The 22,567-nt window shown below is 47.3% G+C and carries 25 protein-coding genes; all 25 read left to right on the forward strand.

Annotated features, from left to right (window positions below; translation table 11 throughout):
- The first annotated feature begins 118 nt into the window (after positions 1 to 118).
- The 25 genes from sucC to fliY all read left to right on the forward strand — a co-directional run bounded on the left by sucC (position 119) and on the right by fliY (position 22,560).
- Complete coding sequence (gene sucC, locus GVY43_RS02085; RefSeq protein ID WP_159562085.1) at positions 119 to 1,279, forward strand: ADP-forming succinate--CoA ligase subunit beta; 1,161 nt, start codon at positions 119 to 121, stop codon at positions 1,277 to 1,279.
- A gap of 12 nt (positions 1,280 to 1,291) precedes the next feature.
- On the forward strand, positions 1,292 to 2,209 hold the full coding sequence (gene sucD / locus GVY43_RS02090) for a succinate--CoA ligase subunit alpha (protein ID WP_015881376.1): 918 nt from the start codon (positions 1,292 to 1,294) through the stop codon (positions 2,207 to 2,209).
- A gap of 50 nt (positions 2,210 to 2,259) precedes the next feature.
- Positions 2,260 to 3,054, forward strand: a complete 795-nt coding sequence (gene dprA / locus GVY43_RS02095) for a DNA-processing protein DprA (protein WP_074037261.1) — start codon at positions 2,260 to 2,262, stop codon at positions 3,052 to 3,054.
- 65 nt (positions 3,055 to 3,119) lie between these two features.
- Positions 3,120 to 5,216, forward strand: coding sequence for a type I DNA topoisomerase (topA, locus tag GVY43_RS02100; protein WP_078146694.1), 2,097 nt, complete (start codon positions 3,120 to 3,122; stop codon positions 5,214 to 5,216).
- Entirely contained in the window at positions 5,216 to 6,526 is a 1,311-nt protein-coding gene (gene trmFO / locus GVY43_RS02105; protein ID WP_159562086.1) for an FADH(2)-oxidizing methylenetetrahydrofolate--tRNA-(uracil(54)-C(5))-methyltransferase TrmFO, read from the forward strand. The genes topA and trmFO overlap by 1 nt, the downstream gene beginning before the upstream one ends.
- A gap of 184 nt (positions 6,527 to 6,710) precedes the next feature.
- A complete protein-coding gene (locus GVY43_RS02110; RefSeq protein ID WP_159562087.1) occupies positions 6,711 to 7,592 on the forward strand; it encodes a tyrosine-type recombinase/integrase in 882 nt (293 codons plus the stop codon).
- An 11-nt stretch (positions 7,593 to 7,603) separates the two neighbouring features.
- Complete coding sequence (hslV, locus tag GVY43_RS02115; RefSeq protein ID WP_078146697.1) at positions 7,604 to 8,152, forward strand: ATP-dependent protease subunit HslV; 549 nt, start codon at positions 7,604 to 7,606, stop codon at positions 8,150 to 8,152.
- Positions 8,149 to 9,519 (forward strand): ATP-dependent protease ATPase subunit HslU, encoded by a 1,371-nt coding sequence (gene hslU / locus GVY43_RS02120; protein ID WP_074037255.1) that lies wholly within the window; start codon positions 8,149 to 8,151, stop codon positions 9,517 to 9,519. Before hslV ends, hslU begins: the two co-directional genes overlap by 4 nt.
- A 36-nt stretch (positions 9,520 to 9,555) precedes the next feature.
- Entirely contained in the window at positions 9,556 to 10,335 is a 780-nt protein-coding gene (gene codY, locus GVY43_RS02125) for a GTP-sensing pleiotropic transcriptional regulator CodY (RefSeq protein WP_074037253.1), read from the forward strand.
- A 272-nt stretch (positions 10,336 to 10,607) separates the two neighbouring features.
- Complete coding sequence (flgB, locus tag GVY43_RS02130; RefSeq protein ID WP_074037939.1) at positions 10,608 to 10,976, forward strand: flagellar basal body rod protein FlgB; 369 nt, start codon at positions 10,608 to 10,610, stop codon at positions 10,974 to 10,976.
- A 3-nt stretch (positions 10,977 to 10,979) separates the two neighbouring features.
- Positions 10,980 to 11,408, forward strand: a complete 429-nt coding sequence (gene flgC, locus GVY43_RS02135; RefSeq protein WP_074037252.1) for a flagellar basal body rod protein FlgC — start codon at positions 10,980 to 10,982, stop codon at positions 11,406 to 11,408.
- Between the two features lie 13 nt (positions 11,409 to 11,421).
- Complete coding sequence (gene fliE, locus GVY43_RS02140; protein ID WP_074037250.1) at positions 11,422 to 11,703, forward strand: flagellar hook-basal body complex protein FliE; 282 nt, start codon at positions 11,422 to 11,424, stop codon at positions 11,701 to 11,703.
- 22 nt (positions 11,704 to 11,725) lie between these two features.
- The gene (gene fliF / locus GVY43_RS02145) at positions 11,726 to 13,297 is read left to right on the forward strand and encodes a flagellar basal-body MS-ring/collar protein FliF (RefSeq protein WP_078146698.1); all 1,572 of its coding nucleotides are present in this window, start codon (positions 11,726 to 11,728) and stop codon (positions 13,295 to 13,297) included.
- Positions 13,298 to 13,302: 5 nt separating this feature from the next.
- Complete coding sequence (gene fliG / locus GVY43_RS02150) at positions 13,303 to 14,310, forward strand: flagellar motor switch protein FliG (protein WP_026826250.1); 1,008 nt, start codon at positions 13,303 to 13,305, stop codon at positions 14,308 to 14,310.
- Positions 14,294 to 15,019 (forward strand): FliH/SctL family protein, encoded by a 726-nt coding sequence (locus GVY43_RS02155; RefSeq protein WP_159562088.1) that lies wholly within the window; start codon positions 14,294 to 14,296, stop codon positions 15,017 to 15,019. Before fliG ends, GVY43_RS02155 begins: the two co-directional genes overlap by 17 nt.
- A complete protein-coding gene (gene fliI / locus GVY43_RS02160) occupies positions 15,006 to 16,325 on the forward strand; it encodes a flagellar protein export ATPase FliI (protein WP_159562089.1) in 1,320 nt (439 codons plus the stop codon). The genes GVY43_RS02155 and fliI overlap by 14 nt, the downstream gene beginning before the upstream one ends.
- Positions 16,322 to 16,756 carry a flagellar FliJ family protein gene (locus tag GVY43_RS02165; protein ID WP_159562090.1) on the forward strand — a complete coding sequence of 145 codons (435 nt, stop codon included), beginning with the start codon at positions 16,322 to 16,324 and terminating at the stop codon, positions 16,754 to 16,756. The genes fliI and GVY43_RS02165 overlap by 4 nt, the downstream gene beginning before the upstream one ends.
- 1 nt (position 16,757) lies before the next feature.
- Complete coding sequence (locus tag GVY43_RS02170; RefSeq protein ID WP_159562091.1) at positions 16,758 to 17,324, forward strand: MotE family protein; 567 nt, start codon at positions 16,758 to 16,760, stop codon at positions 17,322 to 17,324.
- A 22-nt stretch (positions 17,325 to 17,346) separates the two neighbouring features.
- Positions 17,347 to 18,435: a flagellar hook-length control protein FliK gene (locus GVY43_RS02175; RefSeq protein WP_159562092.1), complete on the forward strand. Its 1,089-nt coding sequence runs from the start codon at positions 17,347 to 17,349 to the stop codon at positions 18,433 to 18,435.
- Entirely contained in the window at positions 18,407 to 18,835 is a 429-nt protein-coding gene (locus tag GVY43_RS02180; RefSeq protein WP_074037242.1) for a flagellar hook capping FlgD N-terminal domain-containing protein, read from the forward strand. Before GVY43_RS02175 ends, GVY43_RS02180 begins: the two co-directional genes overlap by 29 nt.
- A gap of 18 nt (positions 18,836 to 18,853) precedes the next feature.
- Positions 18,854 to 19,771 (forward strand): flagellar basal body rod protein FlgG, encoded by a 918-nt coding sequence (gene flgG, locus GVY43_RS02185; protein ID WP_074037241.1) that lies wholly within the window; start codon positions 18,854 to 18,856, stop codon positions 19,769 to 19,771.
- The gene (locus GVY43_RS02190; protein WP_031421671.1) at positions 19,771 to 19,989 is read left to right on the forward strand and encodes a flagellar FlbD family protein; all 219 of its coding nucleotides are present in this window, start codon (positions 19,771 to 19,773) and stop codon (positions 19,987 to 19,989) included. The genes flgG and GVY43_RS02190 overlap by 1 nt, the downstream gene beginning before the upstream one ends.
- Positions 19,982 to 20,434: a flagellar basal body-associated FliL family protein gene (locus tag GVY43_RS02195; protein WP_015881397.1), complete on the forward strand. Its 453-nt coding sequence runs from the start codon at positions 19,982 to 19,984 to the stop codon at positions 20,432 to 20,434. The genes GVY43_RS02190 and GVY43_RS02195 overlap by 8 nt, the downstream gene beginning before the upstream one ends.
- Positions 20,435 to 20,443: 9 nt before the next feature.
- Complete coding sequence (gene fliM / locus GVY43_RS02200; protein ID WP_159562093.1) at positions 20,444 to 21,433, forward strand: flagellar motor switch protein FliM; 990 nt, start codon at positions 20,444 to 20,446, stop codon at positions 21,431 to 21,433.
- Positions 21,430 to 22,560: a flagellar motor switch phosphatase FliY gene (gene fliY / locus GVY43_RS02205; RefSeq protein WP_159562094.1), complete on the forward strand. Its 1,131-nt coding sequence runs from the start codon at positions 21,430 to 21,432 to the stop codon at positions 22,558 to 22,560. Before fliM ends, fliY begins: the two co-directional genes overlap by 4 nt.
- Positions 22,561 to 22,567 lie beyond the last annotated feature (7 nt).

Genomic DNA, 22,567 nt, shown 5'->3' on the forward strand with positions numbered 1-22,567 from the left:
TGTCTAGGGATATATGTGAAAAAAAGATGAAAACTTAAAGCAAGAACGATAGACAGCGCTTTCAGTTTTTCGTTACAATAGACGTGCCGATATTAAAGGGGACTAAGGGGGAAAACATATGAATATCCATGAGTATCAGGCGAAAGAATTGTTAAGAGAGTTTGGGGTAGCCGTTCCGACGGGTTATCCGGCCTTTACTGTTGAAGAAGCTGTTGCAGCTGCTGCGAAGCTTGAAGGTGAAGTGAAGGTAGTAAAAGCTCAAATCCACGCAGGTGGCCGCGGTAAAGCGGGTGGTGTTAAACTTGCGAAGACAGATGAAGAAGTGAAGCAATATGCTTCAGAGATTCTCGGGAAAACGCTCGTGACACACCAAACAGGTCCGGAAGGAAAAGTTGTCCAGCGTCTCTATATCGAAGAAGGTTCTGCGATTGACCAAGAATTTTACTTAGGACTCGTGCTTGACCGTTCGATCGGCCGAATTGTCATCATGGGTTCATCTGAAGGTGGAATGGACATCGAAGAAGTCGCTGAACATACACCAGAGAAGATTCATAAAGAGATCGTCGACCCGGTCGTTGGCTTACGTCCATTCCAGGCGCGTCGTCTCGCATTCAAAATGGAAGTCCCGACGAAACTTGTCAATAAGTTCAGTGACATGGTCATGAAGCTGTATAAAGTGTACGTCGAGACAGATTGCACAATCGCGGAAATCAACCCGCTCGTCACGACGAAAGACGGTAACGTCATTGCGCTCGATGCGAAGTTGAACTTCGATAGCAACGCGCTCTATCGTCACTCGGACGTCCTTGCTCTTCGTGATACGACGGAAGAAGACCCACGTGAAGTAGAAGCGTCAAAACACGACCTCAGCTACATCGCACTCGACGGAAACATCGGTTGTCTCGTCAACGGTGCCGGTCTTGCGATGGCAACGATGGATATCATCAAACATTACGGCGCTGAACCCGCTAACTTCCTCGACGTAGGTGGCGGTGCGACGAAAGAAAAAGTAACAGAAGCATTCAAGTTGATTTTGTCTGATGACCAGGTCAAAGGGATCTTCGTTAACATTTTCGGTGGGATCATGAAATGTGACATCATCGCAGAGGGGATTGTCGCTGCGACGAAAGAAATCGGACTCGACTTACCACTCGTCGTTCGCTTAGAAGGAACGAACGTTGATGCCGGGAAGCGCATTCTCGATGAATCTGGACTTGCGATCACGACGGCCAGCTCGATGGCTGACGGTGCAGAAAAAATCGCAGCACTTGTTCGATAAGGGGGAAACGACATGAGTATTTGGGCGGATAAAGATACGAAAGTAATCATTCAAGGGATTACAGGGAAGCAAGGTCTGTTCCACGGTGAACAGATGCTCGCATATAACACGAAATTAGTCGGTGGTGTCACACCTGGTAAAGGTGGCACGACGGTCCTCGACAACGTTCCAGTCTTCAACACCGTCTCTGAAGCGGTCGAAGCAACTGGTGCCAATGCATCGATCATCTATGTTCCACCTGCTTTCGCAGCGGATTCAATCATGGAAGCGGCAGACAGCGGCATCGAGCTTATCATCTGTATCACAGAAGGAATCCCAGTTGTGGACATGATTCAAGTGAAGCGCTATCTCGAGGACAAACCGGCTCGTTTAATCGGACCGAACTGTCCTGGTATCATCACACCTGGAGAAGCGAAACTTGGCATCATGCCTGGCTACATTCATACGAAAGGGCACGTCGGAATCGTATCACGTTCTGGGACGCTCACGTATGAGGCGGTTCATCAGTTGACGACAGCAGGTATCGGACAATCGACAGCTGTTGGAATCGGGGGAGACCCGGTCAATGGAACAAACTTCATCGATACGCTTAAAGCGTTCAACGAAGATGAGGACACGAAAGCGGTCATCATGATCGGGGAAATCGGCGGAACGGCTGAAGAAGAGGCAGCTGAATGGGTAAAAGCCAACATGACGAAACCAGTCATCGGTTTCATCGGCGGCCAGACGGCTCCTGAAGGCAAGCGCATGGGACATGCGGGTGCAATCATCTCAGGTGGTAAAGGGACGGCTGCTGAGAAGATCAAGACATTGAACGCGAATGGAATCGAAGTCGCTGAAACACCAGCGGTTATCGGTGAAACGTTGATTCGTGTCTTGAAACAGCAAGGATTATACGAAGCATGTGTCACGGGTCAACCGACGACATGAGAATCTTGAGGGATGCTTGCATCCCTCATTTTTTTAAAGGAGAGTTTGTGATGAATCAAACAATAGCTCGGTTTGCTGCAGCACGAATGCCAGTTGAGTTTGTGCATCATTATTTAAACGGGACACTCGGAGCACATCGCACACAATTTTCTGAACATGTCTGGAGACGGGCTGAACGAGCCTGGCACGCATCGGAGTCGTATAAACATTTCGTCACATGGGAAGACGACTTGTTTCCGAAACGGTTACTCGACATCCCCAACCCACCATATTGCTTGTTTTATCATGGAGATTTAGAGGTACTACAAGAAAGAACGACTGCGATGGTCGGAAGTCGTGAGTTGAATCGTATCAGTCAATCGCTCGTGAATCACTATCACTCTTTAATAGAAGAAACTGTATCTGTTTCAGGTGGCGCCCTCGGAATCGACGGGCTCGTCCACGCCCATGCCCTTCGCGCTCGTCGACCGACCGTGGCGGTACTGGGAGCTGGACTGAACCGGCTTTATCCGGAGGCGAACCGAGACATGCTTTTACAGATTCCACAAGAGGGAGTCTTACTTAGTGAATATGTACCAAACACGCCGATTCAAAAATTTCAATTTTTGGAAAGAAATCGTTTGGTCAGTGGTCTTGGCGATGCGTTGGTCGTTATACAGGCGAGACGAAAGAGTGGGACGATGAATACGGTCGGACATGCTCTAGAGCAAGGGAAAACGGTATTTGCGGTGCCAGGTTCACCCCTTGATCCACTCGCGGAGGGACCGAACCGGTTGATTGAAGAAGGTGCGATTCCATTGACGAATTCCGATCAAATTATTCGAGATCTCAAGATTGTACGTTGACAAACCGGTGAGAACATGAATATTATGGTAGGGATTTAAATGACCTCTAAAAGGGGAGCAGATGTATGGCAAAATATCTGGTGATCGTCGAATCACCTGCGAAAGCAAAAACAATTAAACGTTATTTAGGTCCGAATTATATGGTCAAAGCTTCGATGGGGCACGTGATTGACTTGCCTAAAAGTCAACTCGGTGTAGACGTCGAACACGACTTTGAGCCGAAGTATATTACCATCCGTGGTAAAGGACCGGTATTGAAAGAATTGAAGACAGCAGCGAAAAAAGCGACAAAAATCTTTCTCGCGGCCGACCCCGATAGAGAAGGGGAAGCGATTGCTTGGCATTTAGCACGCGCACTCGGTGTCGATGAAACGACAGAATGTCGTGTCGTCTTTAACGAAATCACGAAAGATGCGATTAAAGAATCGTTTAAACATCCACGTAAGATCAATCACGATCTCGTCGATGCACAACAAGCCCGACGTATTTTAGATCGTCTTGTCGGATACGGGATGAGCCCATTATTATGGAAGAAAGTCAAAAAAGGATTGTCTGCAGGGCGAGTTCAATCGGTAGCCGTGAAGATGATTATCGACCGTGAGCGCGAAATTAACGCGTTCGATCCGGAAGAGTATTGGACGATTAAACTTGATTTAAATCATGATGGGGAAACGTTCGAGACTTCATTTTACGGAAAAGATGGGAAGAAGATGGAATTGAAGTCTGAAGAAGACGCGCAATCTGTCCTCGATACCATCGATGATACGTTTAAAGTCATTGATGTAACGAAGAAAGAACGGAAGCGGAACGCTTCGCTGCCGTTCACGACAAGTTCATTGCAGCAGGATGCTGCCCGTAAATTGAATTTCCGTGCGAAGAAGACAATGATGCTCGCGCAGCAATTATATGAAGGAATCGATCTCGGTAAAAAAGAGGGTACAGTCGGTTTGATTACGTATATGCGTACCGACTCGACACGTATCTCTGATTTGGCGAAGACGGAGGCGAAGGAATATATCGAATCGACATTCGGTGAAGAGTATGTCGCCTCACAGAAACAAAAAGAAAAGAAATCAGCGAATGCCCAAGACGCGCACGAAGCGATTCGTCCGACTTCAGCATTGCGCGACCCAGCTTCCTTGAAGCCATATCTGTCACGTGACCAGTTGCGACTGTATAAATTGATTTGGGAACGATTGATTGCGAGCCAAATGGCGCCAGCTGTTCTTGATACGGTCAAAATCGACGTCGAGTCGAACGGGATGATTTTCCGTGCGAACGGGTCAACGGTCAAATTCCCTGGTTTCATGAAAGTGTATATCGAGTCGAAAGACGATGACATTGAGGACACGAACCAAGAGAAGGAAGGATTATTGCCACCTCTCGAAGTGGATGATACCGTGACGTTTGAAACGATTGAGCCGAAACAACACTTCACACAACCGCCACCTCGTTATACAGAGGCGCGACTCGTTCGAGCGATGGAAGAACTCGGGATTGGTCGTCCGTCGACGTACGCGCCGACACTCGACACGATCCAACGACGCGGTTATGTCGTTCTCGAAGAGAAAAAGTTTTTACCGACTGAACTTGGAGAACTCGTCATCGAGATGATTGATGAGTATTTCAACGACTTCATCACGGTCCAGTTCACGGCCGACATGGAGACCCTTCTTGATTCGATCGAGCATAAGGAAGTCGAGTGGACGGAAGTCGTCGCTCCGATTTATCGTTCTTTCGAGAAACGATTGAAGCGTGCTGAAGAAGAAATCGAGAAAATCGAAGTGAAAGATGAACCTGCCGGAATCGATTGTGAAGTCTGTGGGTCACCAATGGTCATCAAGATGGGACGCTACGGCAAGTTCATGGCGTGCTCGAACTTCCCGAACTGTACGAACACGAAACCGGTACAAGTCGAAATCGGTGTCCCGTGTCCGAACTGTAAGGATGGACAAATCGTAGAACGTCGTAGTAAAAAAGGTCGTCTCTTCTATGGTTGCTCGAACTATCCGGAATGTGAATTCGTCTCATGGGATAAACCGGTTGCGAAACCGTGTCCAGTATGCGACAGTTTGATGGTCGAGAAAAAAATTAAAGACGGCGTGAAATATCAATGTACGAACTGTACCCACACCGAGGTACATCAGCAAGAGGAGGATTAATGTTGCAACAACGTGTAACTGTAATCGGAGCTGGATTGGCCGGCTCCGAAGCGGCTTGGCAACTCGCTAAGCGCGGTATTCAAGTAGATTTGTATGAAATGAGACCGGTTCGTCAAACACCGGCGCACCACACGGATCAATTTGCAGAACTCGTCTGTTCGAACTCGCTACGTGCGAACGGTCTTCAAAATGCCGTAGGTGTCTTGAAAGAAGAAATGCGTACGCTTGACTCGCTCATCTTAAAGGCGGCGGACACGGCAAGTGTACCTGCTGGGGGTGCCCTTGCCGTCGATCGTCATGAGTTTGCCGGATTCATCACCGAGAAGCTAAAGAACCACGAGAATGTCACAGTGCACAACGAAGAGCTCAAAGAGATTCCTGAAGGGATCGTCATCGTGGCGACTGGCCCTTTGACCTCCCCTGACCTCTCTGCATCACTCAAGGCGTTCACAGGAGAAGATTATCTCTACTTCTATGACGCGGCAGCACCAATTCTAGATGGTGATACGATTGATCGGGATAAAGTCTATTTGAAGTCGCGTTACGACAAAGGTGAAGCCGCTTACTTGAACTGTCCGATGACAGAAGAAGAGTTTGACGTGTTTTACGAAGAGCTGATCAAGGCAGAAGTCGTTCCGCTAAAAGAGTTTGAAAAAGAGATTTACTTTGAAGGATGCATGCCGTTTGAAGTCATGGCCGAGCGTGGGAAAAAGACGCTTCTTTTCGGACCGATGAAGCCGGTCGGATTAGAAGACCCGAAGACAGGAAAACGTCCATATGCCGTCGTTCAGCTTCGTCAAGACAACTCGGCGGGCACACTGTATAACTTGGTAGGCTTCCAAACACATTTGAAGTGGGGCGAACAGAAGCGCATCATCCGTCTCATCCCGGGACTCGAGAATGCGGACATCGTCCGTTACGGTGTCATGCACCGTAACACGTTCATCAACTCACCCAGCTTACTCAAGCCGACGTATCAGGCGCGTACACGTGACACGCTCTTCTTCGCCGGTCAGATGACAGGGGTAGAAGGATATGTGGAGTCGGCAGCGTCCGGGCTTCTAGCTGGGATCAATGCGGCGAAGATGATTACAGGTGAAGAACTCGTCGTTCTCCCGCGTGAGACGATGCTTGGTTCGATGGCGCATTACATCACGACAGCCGACGGGAAGCACTTCCAACCGATGAACGCAAACTTCGGATTGGTACCATCACTAGAAGACGCTCCGAAAAAGATGAAGAAACAAGAACGGTACGAGCGTTACGCGAACCGTGCGTTAGAAACGATACAACAGTATAAAGATCTTTGAACAGGAGAGCCATTTTTTGGCTCTTTTGTTTTGAAGTAAAATTTCAATTGTGTATTTTGTTTCATACTTTGAAAATTTTCAGATTATTGAACGGCTATCTATTGTCACCTTACATTCTGTATGCTATGCTAATTTCGATTTGACGAGAACATGCGTTTTTACGAGTCATCGAGGAGGCGATAAAATGGGATTTTTAGAGGATCGACAATCCTTTTTACGCTACTGCCAAATTGAACGTCGACTGTCTCCTCATACGAAACGCTCTTACGAGCAAACGCTCGACCAGTACGCCGCATATTGCCAATCGACGCATCAAGATCCCTACGATGCTCAGACGGCGCGGCGTTATTTATATGTCCTTTATGAGAAACAATTGGCCGCGTCTACGGTGTCCCAAAAAGTATCTTGTTTCAAGCAATTCGGGAAGTTTATGGCAAGAGAACAAGGTGGAGAACCGTTGTTCCACGACCTGACCTCACCGAAAAAGAGACAGTCCTTGCCGACCTTTGCCGTCCCGACGGAAGTCGAGCAACTGTTGGAGGCTGCCTCGAGGCAGGAAGATCCTTTTTTACAGGCGAGGGACGTCGCCATCGTAGAAGTGCTCTATGGGACGGGAATCCGCGTCGCAGAACTGTGTGGGATGAACCTTTCCTCGTTCGATGAGGTTTTATCCTTTGTCCATGTGATGGGAAAAGGGAAGAAAGAACGATATGTCCCGATCGGACAATATGCCGTACATGCTTTGCAGCGTTATATCGAATTACGCAAAGGTATCGGGCTCCCGACAGAAACCGCATTATTTTTGAGTCAAAAAGGGAATCGGATGACAACAGACCAAATCCGCTATGTCATGAAACGTTTGAGAAAAGACAGTGGGGTACATAAACCACTTACCCCGCACTCGTTGCGACACAGCTTTGCGACGGACTTGTTAGAACGGGGAGCGGACTTGCGTGCCGTCCAAGAGTTGCTTGGGCATGAGTCCTTGTCAACGACCGGGCGGTATACCCATGTATCGACCGAACGACTTCGGTCGATTTATCAAGCGACACATCCAAGAAAGTAGGAGGTTACGATATGTTTCATGCAACAACGATTTTTGCAGTTCGACACAATGGCCAATGTGCGATGAGTGGAGATGGCCAAGTCACATTCGGGAATGCCGTCATCATGAAAAACAAGGCGAAGAAAGTCAGACGCCTTTATGGCGGGAAAGTCGTTGCCGGTTTTGCAGGTAGCGTAGCCGATGCTTTCACATTGTTTGAAAAGTTTGAATCGAAACTTGAAATGTATAACGGTAACTTGCCGCGAGCAGCGGTAGAACTTGCGAAAGAATGGCGTGGGGATAAGATGTTGCGTCAACTCGAGGCACTATTGATTGTGATGGATGCCGATCATCTTTTGCTCGTCTCTGGGAATGGAGAAGTGATTGAGCCGGACGATGGAATTCTTGCAATCGGATCCGGTGGGAACTATGCCTTAGCGGCAGGTCGCGCACTCGTACGCCATTCTGCTGAAAAGTCTGCTGAAGAAATCGCGCGTGCCGCTCTTGAAATCGCTGGTGAGCTTTGCGTGTATACAAATGATCAAGTCATTGTAGAAACGATTGGAGGCGCTGCTGAATGAACCGAGAGTTGACACCTAGACAAATCGTAACGGAGTTAGACCGTTTTGTAATCGGACAAAAGGATGCCAAGCGAGCAGTTTCGATTGCTCTACGAAATCGCTATCGTCGTCAAAAGTTAAGTGCAGACCTTCGCGATGAGGTTACACCAAAAAATATTTTGATGATCGGACCGACCGGGGTCGGAAAGACCGAAATTGCTCGACGGTTAGCTAAGCTTGTCGGTGCACCGTTTGTGAAGGTAGAAGCAACGAAATTTACGGAAGTTGGTTACGTCGGTCGTGACGTTGAATCGATGGTACGTGATCTCGTTGAGGCATCGGTTCGTCTTGTCAAAGAAGAGAAAAAAGAAGATGTGAAGGAGCCAGCGGAACGTGCGGCGACGGAACGCCTTTTAGATGCGCTACAAGGAAAAGCAAAAGCGACACCTACTGCATCGAATCCGTTCGAAGCGTTGTTCGGCGGACAGACACAACAGCCAGAAACCACGTCGGACACATCCAATAATGACCGTTCGCAACTTCGACGCTTGCTCGAACTCGGTGAACTCGAAGAACGCGTGATTGAAGTGGAATTAGAAGAAAAGCAGACGATGGATTTGTTTCAGGGTCAAGGGATGGAAGGTTTGTCGAATCTTCAGGATATGCTCGGTCAAATCGTTCCAAAGAAACGGAAACAACGTAAGCTGACGGTTCGTGAAGCAAGACCGCTTCTCATTGCTGAAGAAGCAGAGAACTTGCTGGACTTGAACGAAGTCCACGATGAAGCCGTGCGGCGCAGTGAACAGATGGGTATCATCTTCGTGGATGAAATCGATAAGATCGCCACAAAATCACAAGATCACGCCGGAGTATCCCGTGAAGGGGTGCAGCGTGACATTCTTCCGATTGTAGAAGGATCTACGGTCGTCACGAAGTATGGACCGGTTAAAACGGATCATGTTCTTTTCATCGCGGCCGGTGCATTCCATATGGCTAAGCCGTCTGACCTGATTCCAGAGCTACAAGGACGCTTCCCAATTCGTGTTGAATTGAGCAGCTTGACGGAAGAAGACTTCGTCAAGATTTTGACGGAACCGTCACAGGCACTCATTAAACAATATACGGCCTTGTTAGAATCTGAAGAAATCACGGTCCGTTTCACGCATGAGGCCATTGAAGAAATTGCGAAAATTGCGACACATGTCAATCGTGAGACCGATGACATCGGTGCACGTCGCCTCTATACTATAATGGAGCGCGTTTTAGAAGATTTATCATTTGAAGCGGCAGATATGCCACAAACAACCGTAGAAATCACACCAGCTTACGTACAAGCAAAAGTCGGTTCCATCGCCGACGATCGTGATTTGAGCCAATATATATTATAAGATTCTGTATGCACATACAGGGAGGAAATAGAGAATATGAACTTACTAGAAAAAACACGCCAATTAAACACAATGCTTCAACAAGAGGCAAGTGCGCACGTTGACTTTAAAGAAATGGCGGACAAAATGCGTGAAGTCCTTGAGTCCAACACGTTTATCGTGAGCCGTCGGGGACGACTTCTCGGTTTTGCAATCAAACAACAGATTGAGAATGACCGGATGAAAGCATTCTTAGTCGATCGACAGTTCCCGGAGCCATATGCTTCGAACTTGTTCAATGTGAAAGAAACGACAGCGAACATCGATATCGATAGTGAATATACAGCGTTCCCAGTCGAGAACCACGATCTATTCCTCAACTCCATGACGACGATTGTTCCAATCATCGGTGGAGGAGAACGTTTAGGTACGCTCGTACTCGGTCGATTGGCGAATGAATTCACAGAAGATGACCTCGTTCTCGCGGAGTACTCTGCAACTGTAGTTGGAATGGAGATCCTTCGTGAGAAGGCTGCGGAAGCCGAAACGTCGGCACGTAAGAAAGCGGTCGTCCAGATGGCGATTAACTCGTTATCGTATTCAGAGCTTGAGGCAATCGAACATATCTTCGAAGAGCTTGGTGGAAACGAAGGATTGCTAGTTGCTTCCAAAATTGCCGACAGAGTGGGAATCACGCGTTCGGTCATCGTCAACGCACTTCGGAAATTAGAAAGTGCAGGGGTCATTGAATCACGTTCTTTAGGAATGAAAGGAACGTATATCAAGATATTAAATGACAACTTCTTGTTTGAATTGCAAAAACTGAAATCAAACTGAAATACAACTTTCGATGTGTGATTTCCATTGAAAACACTTTTAAAAGGGACTTTATTCCTAAAAAACCGCTTTCCTTGATAAGGAGGCGGTTTTTTTTAGTACAAAAGTAATTATTTTCACCTTTTGACGTGAATTCGACAAAAAGATATTAAGCCATTTACCTATGTTTTAAAAAATATCTTTCAGAACTGTTACAGATTTGTTTCAATGAAATAGTAGATTTTCCAAATGAGGTATATTTAGTAGTCATTATATGAAAGTGAGTGAACGCCGTGAATTGGATTGGTAGTGACTATCAATTACTAAAGCAAGCCATCAACCATTCAGTCCTTAACCAAAAGGTCATCAGTCATAACCTTTCAAACATTGATACGCCGAATTTCAAAGCCAAACAGGCTGTGTTTGAGCAGACGCTTCAGAGTGAGATGCGACTCAAGCTGCAAGGTGGTCGTCCGAGTGACTCGACCCAGTCGAAGGTCATCGATCGAGCTGGTGGCGCCATGAGGAGTGATGGCAACAACGTCGACTTGGATTATGAAATGAGTGAGCTGGCACGAAACCAACTCCAGTATGAGGCGATGATGGAGCAATTGAATCGTAGGCTCGGGGGATTAAAATCTGTTATTCGGGGAGGTCGTTAATCAATGGGAATGTTTGATAGTTTTCATATTTCAGCTTCAGCGTTGACGTCACAACGGCTACGAATGGATACCGTGTCGGCGAACATCGCCAACGCTCAGACGACTCGTGGGAGACTCGTGGACGGAGAGTGGCAACCATACACACGAAAGATGACCGTGTTGCAAGAAGCGCCATTCCGGAAGCAAATGGATGCCGTTAATGGAGGGGTGCAGGTATCTCAAATCATCGAAGACGATGCACCGTATAAATTGGCTTATAACCCGAATCATCCCGATGCGGATGAGCGAGGGTACGTACAAATGCCGAACGTCGATCTCTTGAAAGAAATGGTCGATTTGATGGGTGCGACTCGTTCGTACGAAGCAAACATTGCAGCGATGAACGCCTCGAAGGCGATGCTCGTAAAAGCGATGGAGATTGGTAAAGGATAAGGAGTGTTAACGGATGCAAATTAATCCAATTCAATTGATGAGCCCAGAACTCACGCCATCACTGAATAAAACGAACCCATCTCAATTTGGGTCATACTTGAATGAAGCGATGAACGCATTGAATGAGACACAACAAGCGACTAGTCAAGCCCGTAAAGATTTGGCGGTCGGGAAAGCTGACCTTCATCAGGTGATGATTCAAAGTGAAGAGTCGTCGATTGCGATGCAACTTGCCATCGAGGTGAGGAACAAGGCTGTTGAGGCCTATCAAGAAATGATGCGAATGCAAGTTTAATTGTAGAGGATGACAAGTTGCGATGAATGAACAATTAAAAGAACGATTCAAATCCATGACCGGTGCATTAAAGGCGATGCCAGCGAAACGTAAACTCGTATGGGGCATCTCGATTGCGGTCATACTAATCGCGGCCCTCGTACTCACATTCTTCCTTTCAAGGCCAAACATGGCACCTCTCTATACAAACTTGTCTGCTCAAGAAGCGGGCGAAGTGACAGAGAAGTTGACAGCAGACGGGGTACAGTCGGAAATCAAGGCGACTTCGAACGGTGTGAGCGTGTATGTGCCGACTGAAATGGTCGATCAGTTGAAAGTGAGTTTGGCTGCTGCCGGGATTCCAAAGTCCGGCTCGATTGATTATAGTTTCTTCAGCGAAAACGCAGGGTTCGGAACGACAGACCGTGAGATGGCTGTCATCGAACGTAGTGCGATGCAGACGGAGCTAGAGCGACTCATCACACAGATTGAAGGAATCAATCAAGCGAAAGTAATCATCTCACTTCCTGAGAAGTCTGTCTTCTTGGCAGAAGATCAAGGTGAGCCTACCGCGTCCATCGTCTTGAACATCGGAGCGGGGACGAATTTAGAACCAAACACAGTAAAAGGTCTCTATCATTTGATTAGTAAGAGTGTCCCGAACTTGAAACCGGAAAACATTTCAATTATGGACCAATACTTCACGTATTATGATCTCGACCAGACTGTTGTTGCTGGAGGTTCCTCGTCAGATCCATTGGCGTTGAAGCGACAAGTCGAAAAAGACGTACGTCAACAAATCCAACAGATGCTCTCGGTTCTACTCGGCGAACGGAGCGTACTCGTTTCCGTCACAGCAGACATCGACACGACACAAACGGCTGAAGAACAGAATCTTGTCACGCCGGTCGATGAAGAAAACATGGAAGGCATCGTCACGTCTGCCGAGCGGATTGCTGAAGCATACACTGGCGGAACAGGTACGGCGACAGAAGCGACGGGAACTGGTGAGAACGACACAATCAACTTCCCGGCAGCGACTGGCGATGGCACAGAAGAAAGTGAAAAGAATCATGAAATCATCAATTACGAGGTCAACCGCATCACGAAGCAGATTCAAAACGCACCATATACGATTCGTGACCTCGGAGTCCAACTCATCGTTGAACCACCAGATGGCGCAACAAGTATCGATCCGCAGTTAGAAGGCGACCTCGAGACGATGATGTATTCCATTATTCGGACGTCGTTAGCGAAGACGGATGAAGCCATCACGGATGCTGAACTCGAACAGAAAGTTGTCGTCGTGTCGAGACCGTTCGCTGAAGTGGAAGAGGTTGCAGCAACAGAGCAACCGACACCTTGGTGGATGTATGCGGCAGCGGCGGGTGCAGTCGTAATTCTTGCCTTGATCTTCTTCGCGATGCGTAGACGGAAGCAAGAGGTTGTGGAAGAGACGAACGAATGGGAAGTTCCATATGAAGATGAAGTACCTGACCTAGACCTCGAAGAGCGAGGCGAAGGTGCAGTGAAGAAGAAACAGTTAGAAAAATTAGCTGAAAGTAATCCAGAAGAGTTTGCTAAACTGCTTCGTACTTGGATGTCTGAGGAGTGAGTAACGTGAACTATGCAAAACAATCGAATCGCGAAAAAGCAGCGATGCTCATGATTTCCCTGGGACCTGAAGTGGCAGCGAACGTCTACAAACATCTTTCAGAAGAAGAGATGGAACAACTGACGCTTCAAATTTCAGCGTTAAAAAAAGTGTCCCCGGAAGAAAAGGATAGTATTCTCGGTGAGTTCCATGAACTCGCCATGGCACAAAGTTATATCACTCAGGGTGGAATCGGGTTTGCGAAAACTGTCCTTGAAAAAGCAGTTGGTGAAGACAAGGCGATGGCATTGATTCATCGTCTGACTTCCACCTTACAGGTCAGACCGTTCGAGTTTGCACGAAAAGCAGACCCGAAACAGTTATTGAACTTTATCCAAAACGAGCACCCACAGACGATTGCGTTAATCTTAGCGCATTTAGAACCCGTCAAGTCAGGGCAAATCCTCTCGGAACTTCCACCTGAGATTCAATCGGAAGTCGCAAAACGGATTGCGACGATGGATCGACTCAATCCAGACGTCATCCATGAAGTGGAACAAATCCTTGAGAAGAACTTGTCGCAGACGGATATGCAAGATTATGCCCAATCTGGTGGAATCGAAGCAGTCGTCGAAGTCTTGAACGGTGTAGACCGGACGACCGAACGTACCATTCTCGATGCGCTCGAAATCGAAGACCCGGAACTTGCAGAAGAAATCAAAAAGCGGATGTTCGTCTTCGAAGATATCGTTACGCTCGATTCTCGTGCGATTCAACGAATCATTCGCGAAGTGGCGAACGACGACTTGTTACTTGCGCTCAAGGTCTCTTCGGAGGAAGTCAAACAAATTATCTTCAAAAACATGTCACAACGTATGGTCGAAACGTTCAAAGAAGATATGGAATTCATGGGACCGGTACGGTTGCGTGACGTCGAAGAGGCACAGAGCCGAATCGTCGGAATCATTCGTCGCCTAGAGGACGTCGGTGAGATTGTAATCAGTCGAGGTGGAGGAGATGACATCGTTGTCTAATGTGATCAAACGCCAACGTGCAACATCGAATATTCCGCAACGGATTGAATCCAAGCGCTTAGAAACACCCATTATAGAACCGAATGACGGAATCAATCATCACGATGTCATTCAGTCGCGCTATGAGAAGTTGAAGCAGGACGAAGAAGCATTTCAACAGTTTCAGTTGACCGAAGTCGAACAGTTGGAGCGGTTGAAACAACAGGTGTTCGAGGAGGCGCGTTCAGAAGGGTATCAGGAAGGTCTCCTTCAAGGTAGACAGGACGGATTGGCTGAGTTCGAGGACATCACCACAAGATTAAATTCCGTTTCGACCGAACTTGAACTCTTATTTGAAGAAAAATGGAGACAAGCGGAAGAACAACTCATTGAGCTGGCAATCTCGGTCAGTGCACATGTGACAACGGAACTTGTTCGGAAAGATGAAGAACTCTTTGCGACGATGATCCGTGATCAAATGTCACATTGGATCGATGCCGAAGCAATCACAATCTTTGTTCATCCGACACGTCTTGCCTCGATTCAGCAATTCGAAGCGATGTGGCGGACAGAGGAGACACCCCCTTTGAAATATCGTGGGGACGGATCATTGGATGAAACGGCAGTCCGAATCGAGTCGCCACATCGTGGGAATGAAGTCGATTTAACGTATAGTTTCGAACGGATTCAAGCTAAAATCGAGGAGGTTTTAGCGGATGGTGCTTATTGAGCAGGTTCTTGACTCAATCAAGCAGTCTTCGGACGGCGAGTTCACACGAAAAATCGGTCGAGTTTGCCGTGTCATCGGATTGATGATTGAGTCGAATGGGCCGAGTGCATTTGTCGGAGAACGCTGTTTGATTGTCCTTCCGTCGAATGAAACGGTTGAAGCAGAGGTTGTCGGATTCAATGAAGAGCGTGTTCTGCTCATGCCATACGGTGAAACTACGCAAATTGCGCCAGGGTGTCTTGTAAAGGGAACGGGAAAAATGCTTCAAGTTCCTGTAGGGGAAGAGTTGATTGGTCAAGTGCTCGATGGTTTGGGACGTCCACTTTCAGGTGAGCGTCTTGTGACCGGTAAGCGTTACGACGTTCAACGTAAACCTCCGAATCCTTTGAATCGACCAAGGATTTTAGATGCGCTGTCGACCGGTGTACGCATGATTGATGGACTGTTGACTGTAGGAAAAGGACAACGGGTCGGTTTGTTTGCTGGTTCCGGTGTAGGGAAGTCGACCTTGCTCGGGATGATTGCCAAACGATCTTCGGCAGATATTAACGTCATCGCCTTGATTGGAGAACGGGGTCGGGAAGTAAAAGAGTTCATCGAAAAAGAACTTGGACCAGAAGGCATGGCTCGTTCCGTCGTGATTGTAGCGACAAGCGACCAACCCCCGCTTGTCCGGTTGAAGGGAGCTTACACGGCGACCGCGATTGCCGAGTACTTCCGGGACCAAGGGAAAGAAGTGGTCTTGATGATGGACTCGGTGACACGTTTTGCGATGGCACAGCGTGAGATTGGTCTTGCGACGGGCGAACCCCCAACATCGAAAGGGTACACCCCATCCGTATTCGCCATGTTACCTCAACTATTAGAGCGAAGTGGAACAGCGGCGACAGGTTCAATCACTGCGTTCTATACGGTCCTCGTCGACGGGGATGATATGAATGAACCGATTGCCGACGCGGTGCGGGGGATTTTAGACGGACACTTTGTGATGGACCGGGCGCTCGCAAACCGTGGGCAATTCCCGGCAATCCATGTACTGAAATCCATCAGTCGGGTCATGAACCAAATCGCTTCCCCTTCACACAGAGATGCAGCTCAAACGTTCCGCAGTTGGCTCGCGACCTATATTGACGCGGAAGATTTAATCAATATCGGAGCGTATAAAAAAGGCACCAATCCTTCAATTGATACCGCTGTGGAGAAATATCCATACTTGTTGACGTTTTTGAAACAATCGATCGAAGAAGATGCTGCTTTCGAACAGACGATGACCCACTTGTCACATATTGCACGAGGTGAATCATGAATAGACTCATATTAGAACGAATCATGCCGATTGCGGAACATGAAAAAGAAGATGCCGCCATAGAAGTCAGAGGATTTAAGGCAAGACTTGAGACAGAGATGGAGAAGCTATATGACCTTCTTCTCATGTATGAGTCGCTCATCAAACACCAAGACGAACAATCTGGAAACATCGACCTTCTCATGTCGCAGTATCGAGAAAAGACGCGAGAGCAAGTGAAACGTCAAATCGAAACGCAACAGCTCGTCGTACAACAGGCCCGCAATCGCTATCATGCGTCGCAAGAACGATTGCTCGGTAAAGTGGTGGAAGAAAAGAAATACGTGACGCTCCATGAAAAGGTCAGCATGCAAGAGATGACGGTAGCTAAACTTACAGAGCAACAAATGATGGATGAACTTGCTGTGATTCATCATGGGAAAGGGAAGTAGCATGGCAAAAGAGAACAATAAACGAGGCAAGCAAATGATTGTGGCGTTGGTCCTCATTCCAGCAATCTTAATCTTAGTCGGTGGGATTGTCGTCATGAACTATGCGATGGACCGTCCGCTCTTATCCGTTCCCTTATTAGAAGTGAACGAGGACGAGAAAACGGAAGAATCAAAAAAAACGGAGACGCAGGTGAATGTGACGGGAATCGATTCGGACGCAGCGAACCGATTAAAAGCGGCGAACAGTGAGATTGAAAAACTTCGCAACGAAAATGTTGAATTGACGAACGAAGTAAAGGCTAGACAAGAAGAAATCACCGATTTGATTCGTGAACGAGATCGACTCGTCTCGGAACTAGAGGCAGCGTCAAAAGAAGAGGAGACCTCATCTGATGTCGCCAGCGTTTATGAAGAAATGTCAGCCAAACAGGCGGCAGCTATTATGGGTGAACTCGAAAGCCCTCAAGTTGCTGAACTGTTGAAGGAGCTATCACCTAAGCAACAGGCAGACATCTTAGGACGAATGAATGCGCAACAGGCTGCGGTTGTGACGCAGCTTCTCCAATGAACACAAGAAGGGAGGGCCAACATTGAATATCGCTTTATTGACGCAAGCCATTCAAGGATCGATGGCTCGTACTGGAGCAGTGGAGGGAGAATCACAGGGAGCAGGTGGATTTTTAAGCCTCCTTTCTGCGATGCTTGCCCCAATGCAAGGCTCAGGGGAGCAGGCAGAACTTCCTCAACTTGAAGAAGGTGTGCTTCCTGAAGGATCAGTCGATTTGGAAAAAGTGGCACAGGAACTCGAAACATGGTTTCAAAAGCCTGATACATTGAAGTGGCTAAAATCACTGCCACAAGATGCGTATCGGACGTTTATGGATGCATATGTAAGTTTACTCGGTCAATTGTCTAATCCTTCGCCTGAGACTGAAATCCCGTCTTCGGTTTTACCGGCGATTGTACAGACGACGACTACGCCGAAAGTCCATACTACGAAGCAAACAGAGGGAAATGCTCAGACGACCAACATTGCACTAACTCAACAAGTTCCAAACCAAGAACTTGCCAAACAGGTTCAAACGATGCAACGGATCATCACACAGTATAAAGGACCAATCGAAGGTACATTGAAAGAAGTTCCCGTCTTGCCAAATGTTGAAACCGTAAAAATCGCAAAACCTGCGCTACAGCCAAATAACGTAGACTGGATGCCGAAAGGGATGAACTGGTCAAGACCACAGATTGACGTGGACACGGTCATGTATGCTTCGAAAGGATCCCTTCCTGAAAATTTACAAGCTCGGATTGAAGCGGCTTTGCAAAAGGCACCGTTCAAAAGTGGGGCAGATGGTTCAAAAGTCTTCACTGTAAGATTGTATCCGGAGCAGTTAGGGGAACTCGTCGTCAAGCTAGAGCGGAAGAATGGAGAACTTGTCGTCAAGATGTTTGCCAGCAATCAAGAGGCGAAGCAACTGATCCAGTCACAGGTTCAACAGTTGCAACAAACGTTGACACCCCATTCGCAAAACGTTCGGATCGAGGTCAACTTGACACAGCAAGCGCTCGATTCAAAATCAGCCTTGTCCGATGGTTCCGAGCAACCGGAACAAGAACAACCACAAGAACAGCCTAAAGGAGGGTCTGAAGATGACGAGCATCCAACCGAAGACGAATGATTATACATTGCCAGATCAGTCGCTCCCAAAAGCGACAAATCAATACGATAAAGACATGTTTATGAAGTTGCTTCTCGCTCAAATCGCGAACCAGGACCCGATGTCACCGATGGAAGATAAAGAATTCATCGCACAAATGGCACAGTTCTCATCGCTCGAACAAATGCAAACGATTTCGAAACAACTCGATTCTGTTCTCGTTGACCGTCACATGTCTTCGATTTCTGAATACAGTAGCATGATTGGGAAAACAATCAACTTTACAACCGAAACGAGTGAAGAGACGACGAAAGGCACAGGTCGTGTCGTTTCCATTTCTCGTAACGACTTAACCGGATATATGGCCGATCTTGAAGACGGAACATCCGTCAGCGTGTACGATATCACATCGATCAAATAAGCATAGGAGGAATGCATTATGTTAAGAGCAATGTACTCAGGAATCAGTGGATTGAAGAACTTCCAATCGAAGCTAGACGTCGTCGGGAACAACATCGCCAACGTCAATACGTTTGGTTATAAAAAAGGGCGCGTTACCTTTAAAGATCTCGTTAGCCAGCAAGTCGGAAGTGCGTCGGCTGGGAATGCGACAACAGGTGGTATTAACCCGAAGGAAGTCGGTCTCGGGGGCACCATGGCGACGGTCGATAACGTATATAACCAAGGCGCAATGCAAAATACAGGGCGTGCGCTTGATGTCGGGATTTCAGGTGAAGGATTCTATGCGACGATGGTCAATGGTCAAATCCAATACACTCGAGCAGGGAACTTCTATACGGACAATCAAGGAAACTTGGTGACGGGCGACGGTACGTACCTCATTGGATCACGGACTAGTACTTTGCCAGCATCTGGAACTCCAGGAGTGGCTGCGACTCCAGTTGCAGGGGACTTCACTGGACCAGGAGCAGATTTGGCATTCTATGCAGCGGATGATACTACTGCAAAAGCACCTGAGTATGGACGAATTAAAATCCCAACAGATGCTCGTTCACTTTCAATCAGTAAAGACGGACAAGTTAGTTTTGTTGATGGTGCGGGTGAATTACAAATCGCTGGGTATATCGTGACGTCGAACTTCTCGAACAACGCCGGTTTATCAAAAGTCGGTGCCAACAACTTCGTACAATCGCAAAACTCCGGTGCTCCACAGTTTGGCGTACCTGGTTCTGACGGTCGTGGTGAACTTGTCTCAGGCGCACTCGAAATGTCAAACGTTGACCTTTCAGAAGAGTTCACAGAAATGATCGTGGCACAGCGTGGATTCCAGGCGAACACACGAATTATCACAACATCGGACGAGATCCTTCAAGAGCTCGTCAACTTGAAACGCTGATGATTCGCGTCACGGCATTTCGCGGTGAGGAGTTCGTGCTGAACGCTTTGCTCATCGAAACGGTGAAGGCAGAGCCCGACACGATCATCCAATTGTTTAATGGCAAAACATATCTCGTAAAAGAAACGAAAGATCAAATCATTGAACGAACTGAAGCCTTTTACCGCTCAATCGGTTTAGTCGGAACGATGTTCACAAGAGGTGAAGAAGATGAGTGAAGAAGAAAAGAAAAAAGGTGGCGGCCTAAAAGTCGTAATCATCCTGCTTGTCGTCCTGCTCGTCATGGGCGGTGCCGGATTCATGACTTACAAATATGTCTTTGGTGATAACGTCACTGCTAAAACGAAACCTGTCACAGCTGAAGAGTTGGCAGAACGGAGTTTCATGACTGATGACATGACGACCAACATTCAAGACGAGCGTTTCATCAACGTTCAATTTACGATTGTCACAGATTCGGCTGAAACGAAAGAGAATTTAGAACTACGCAAGTTCCAAGTTCACAACGTCATTTTGGGTGATTTATCCGGGATGACGAAAGCCCAATTGGCAACAAAAGAAGATATGCAAAAGTTCGAACAAACATTACGAGAACAACTTAACGGACTGCTTGAAGAAGGTGAAGTCCAACGCGTCTATATGACGAAGAAAATTATTCAGTGAGGTGGCATCATGGGAGAAGTACTGTCTCAACAAGAAATTGATGCCTTACTATCTGCTTTAAGCAGTGGGGATGTCGAAGCGGACTCCTTTCTCGCGCAAGAGGAAGAGAAGAAAGTTCGACAATACGACTTCAAGCGAGCCGTTCGATTTTCAAAAGACCAAATTCGCAGCTTAACTCGGATTCACGAACATTTCACGCGTATGCTCACGACATTTTTCTCGGCTCAACTTCGCACATATGTTCAGTTTTCGGTCAACTCGGTCGAACAATTACCGTACGATGAATTCATTCATTCCATTCCGAGCATGACGATGATCAACTTGATTGAGGCGCCACCGTTAAACGGACGATTCATCATCGAAGTCAATCCGAACATCTCATACGCGATGCTAGACCGGTTACTCGGAGGTCCTGGTGTCGAGATGGATAAAATCGAATCGTTCACCGAAATTGAGATGCGGATTTTGACGCAATTGTACAAACGAGCCTTTTCGACTTATGGGGATGCTTGGGAATCGATTGCTGAGATTAAAGCAGAAATGTCAGCTGTTGAAGTGAATCCGCAGTTCCTGCAACTCGTTTCACCAAACGAAACGGTCGTCTTGATTTCGATTGGTGTGACGATTGGTGAAGTGAGCGGAACCATCAACGTTTGTCTTCCATTCGTGACAATCGAACCGGTATTGTCCAAACTATCGAGTCATTATTGGATGCAAGAAGCGAATCGACGGAATGCGAGTCAATCGAGTAAAGAGCCACTTAAAGCTCAATTGATGAACTCGACAGTCGAAGTTGTATCTTTACTCGGTGGGACGACAATCACGTTTGGAGATTTGTTGCATCTAGAAGTCGGAGATTGTTTGGCACTCGATCAATTAGCAAAAGAACCTCTGTCCGTCATGGTGGGGGAAAATAAAGTATTTAAAGGGCAAGTCGGTGTGAGCGGGAAGCGAATGGCGGTTCAAGTGCTTCACCGTGTGAAGGAGGAAGAGCAATGAGTGAGATGCTGTCACAAGATGAAATTGATGCGTTATTACGTGGGACAAGCGACAATACGCCGACGCCAGAAGTCGAAGCAAAAGAAGAACATTTAGATTCGATGGAGAGCGACGCACTCGGAGAAATTGGGAATATTTCATTCGGGAACTCGGCAACAGCCTTGTCAACATTATTACAACAGAAGGTTGAAATTACGACACCGGTTGTCAGTGAAGTGAGAATTGAAGCGTTACGCGAACGCTATCCCACTCCTCACGTGGCACTTCGAGTTGGCTATACAGAAGGAATCCAGGGGGAAAACGTTCTCGTATTGACTCGCGAAGATGCGGCAATCATCTCCGACCTCATGTTAGGTGGAAGTGGAGAGAATGTTGATCCGGAGAGCCTTGATGAGATTCGTTTATCAGCTGTTCAAGAAGCGATGAATCAAATGATGGGTGCGGCAGCAACGTCTTTATCGACGGTATTTTCGAAGAAAATTGACATCTCGCCACCGCTTGTCGAAGTGTTTGATGCAACAAAAAATCAGACAATCATCGATCGCCTTGAACTATGGGAGACGATGGTACTCATTGAGTTCAATCTCAAAGTAGGCACGTTGATTGATTCAACGATTGTCCAGATTGCACCAATTCAGTTTGGAAAGCAGTTAGTCGACGAGTTGATGAAAGCGACTGGAGAGGTCCAAGCGGCATCAGAACCGGTAAAAGAGCAGCCGAAAGCGGAAGCACCAAAACCACAGCCGCAAGCACAACAACCAGCACAGTCCGTTGCCCCACAACCAAACAAGCAAAAATCTATGCCGGAAGTAGCTGTGAGTCAGGCGGAATTCATGCCACTCCAATCACCGGCGTCACAAGAAACGGCCCCAGCAAATCTTGGGTTGCTGTATGATGTCCCGTTAAACGTGACAGTAGAGTTAGGAAGAACGAAAAAATCCGTTCGGGAAGTACTTGAGTTATCACAAGGCTCCATCATTGAACTCGACAAATTAGCAGGTGAGCCGGTAGACATTTATGTCAACCAACAGCGAATCGCTAGAGGAGAAGTCGTCGTCATTGAAGAAAACTTTGGGGTACGTGTAACAGAAATTATTCAACCGCATGAGCGGATCGGAATCGTTTAAGGAGGAA

The organism is Exiguobacterium sp. 8H (assembly GCF_902506255.1).
GTDB classification, from domain to species: Bacteria; Bacillota; Bacilli; order Exiguobacteriales; family Exiguobacteriaceae; genus Exiguobacterium; species Exiguobacterium profundum.

Bases quoted from the DNA above. Each gene is read 5' to 3' on its own strand.
- sucC (WP_159562085.1), top strand. From the start codon at position 119: ATGAATATCCATGAGTATCAGGCGAAAGAATTGTTAAGAGAGTTTGGG.
- sucD (WP_015881376.1), top strand. From the start codon at position 1,292: ATGAGTATTTGGGCGGATAAAGATACGAAAGTAATCATTCAAGGGATT.
- dprA (WP_074037261.1), top strand. From the start codon at position 2,260: ATGAATCAAACAATAGCTCGGTTTGCTGCAGCACGAATGCCAGTTGAG.
- topA (WP_078146694.1), top strand. From the start codon at position 3,120: ATGGCAAAATATCTGGTGATCGTCGAATCACCTGCGAAAGCAAAAACA.
- trmFO (WP_159562086.1), top strand. From the start codon at position 5,216: ATGTTGCAACAACGTGTAACTGTAATCGGAGCTGGATTGGCCGGCTCC.
- GVY43_RS02110 (WP_159562087.1), top strand. From the start codon at position 6,711: ATGGGATTTTTAGAGGATCGACAATCCTTTTTACGCTACTGCCAAATT.
- hslV (WP_078146697.1), top strand. From the start codon at position 7,604: ATGTTTCATGCAACAACGATTTTTGCAGTTCGACACAATGGCCAATGT.
- hslU (WP_074037255.1), top strand. From the start codon at position 8,149: ATGAACCGAGAGTTGACACCTAGACAAATCGTAACGGAGTTAGACCGT.
- codY (WP_074037253.1), top strand. From the start codon at position 9,556: ATGAACTTACTAGAAAAAACACGCCAATTAAACACAATGCTTCAACAA.
- flgC (WP_074037252.1), top strand. From the start codon at position 10,980: ATGGGAATGTTTGATAGTTTTCATATTTCAGCTTCAGCGTTGACGTCA.
- fliE (WP_074037250.1), top strand. From the start codon at position 11,422: ATGCAAATTAATCCAATTCAATTGATGAGCCCAGAACTCACGCCATCA.
- fliF (WP_078146698.1), top strand. From the start codon at position 11,726: ATGAATGAACAATTAAAAGAACGATTCAAATCCATGACCGGTGCATTA.
- GVY43_RS02155 (WP_159562088.1), top strand. From the start codon at position 14,294: ATGACATCGTTGTCTAATGTGATCAAACGCCAACGTGCAACATCGAAT.
- fliI (WP_159562089.1), top strand. From the start codon at position 15,006: ATGGTGCTTATTGAGCAGGTTCTTGACTCAATCAAGCAGTCTTCGGAC.
- GVY43_RS02165 (WP_159562090.1), top strand. From the start codon at position 16,322: ATGAATAGACTCATATTAGAACGAATCATGCCGATTGCGGAACATGAA.
- GVY43_RS02170 (WP_159562091.1), top strand. From the start codon at position 16,758: ATGGCAAAAGAGAACAATAAACGAGGCAAGCAAATGATTGTGGCGTTG.
- GVY43_RS02180 (WP_074037242.1), top strand. From the start codon at position 18,407: ATGACGAGCATCCAACCGAAGACGAATGATTATACATTGCCAGATCAG.
- flgG (WP_074037241.1), top strand. From the start codon at position 18,854: ATGTTAAGAGCAATGTACTCAGGAATCAGTGGATTGAAGAACTTCCAA.
- GVY43_RS02190 (WP_031421671.1), top strand. From the start codon at position 19,771: ATGATTCGCGTCACGGCATTTCGCGGTGAGGAGTTCGTGCTGAACGCT.
- GVY43_RS02195 (WP_015881397.1), top strand. From the start codon at position 19,982: ATGAGTGAAGAAGAAAAGAAAAAAGGTGGCGGCCTAAAAGTCGTAATC.
- fliM (WP_159562093.1), top strand. From the start codon at position 20,444: ATGGGAGAAGTACTGTCTCAACAAGAAATTGATGCCTTACTATCTGCT.
- fliY (WP_159562094.1), top strand. From the start codon at position 21,430: ATGAGTGAGATGCTGTCACAAGATGAAATTGATGCGTTATTACGTGGG.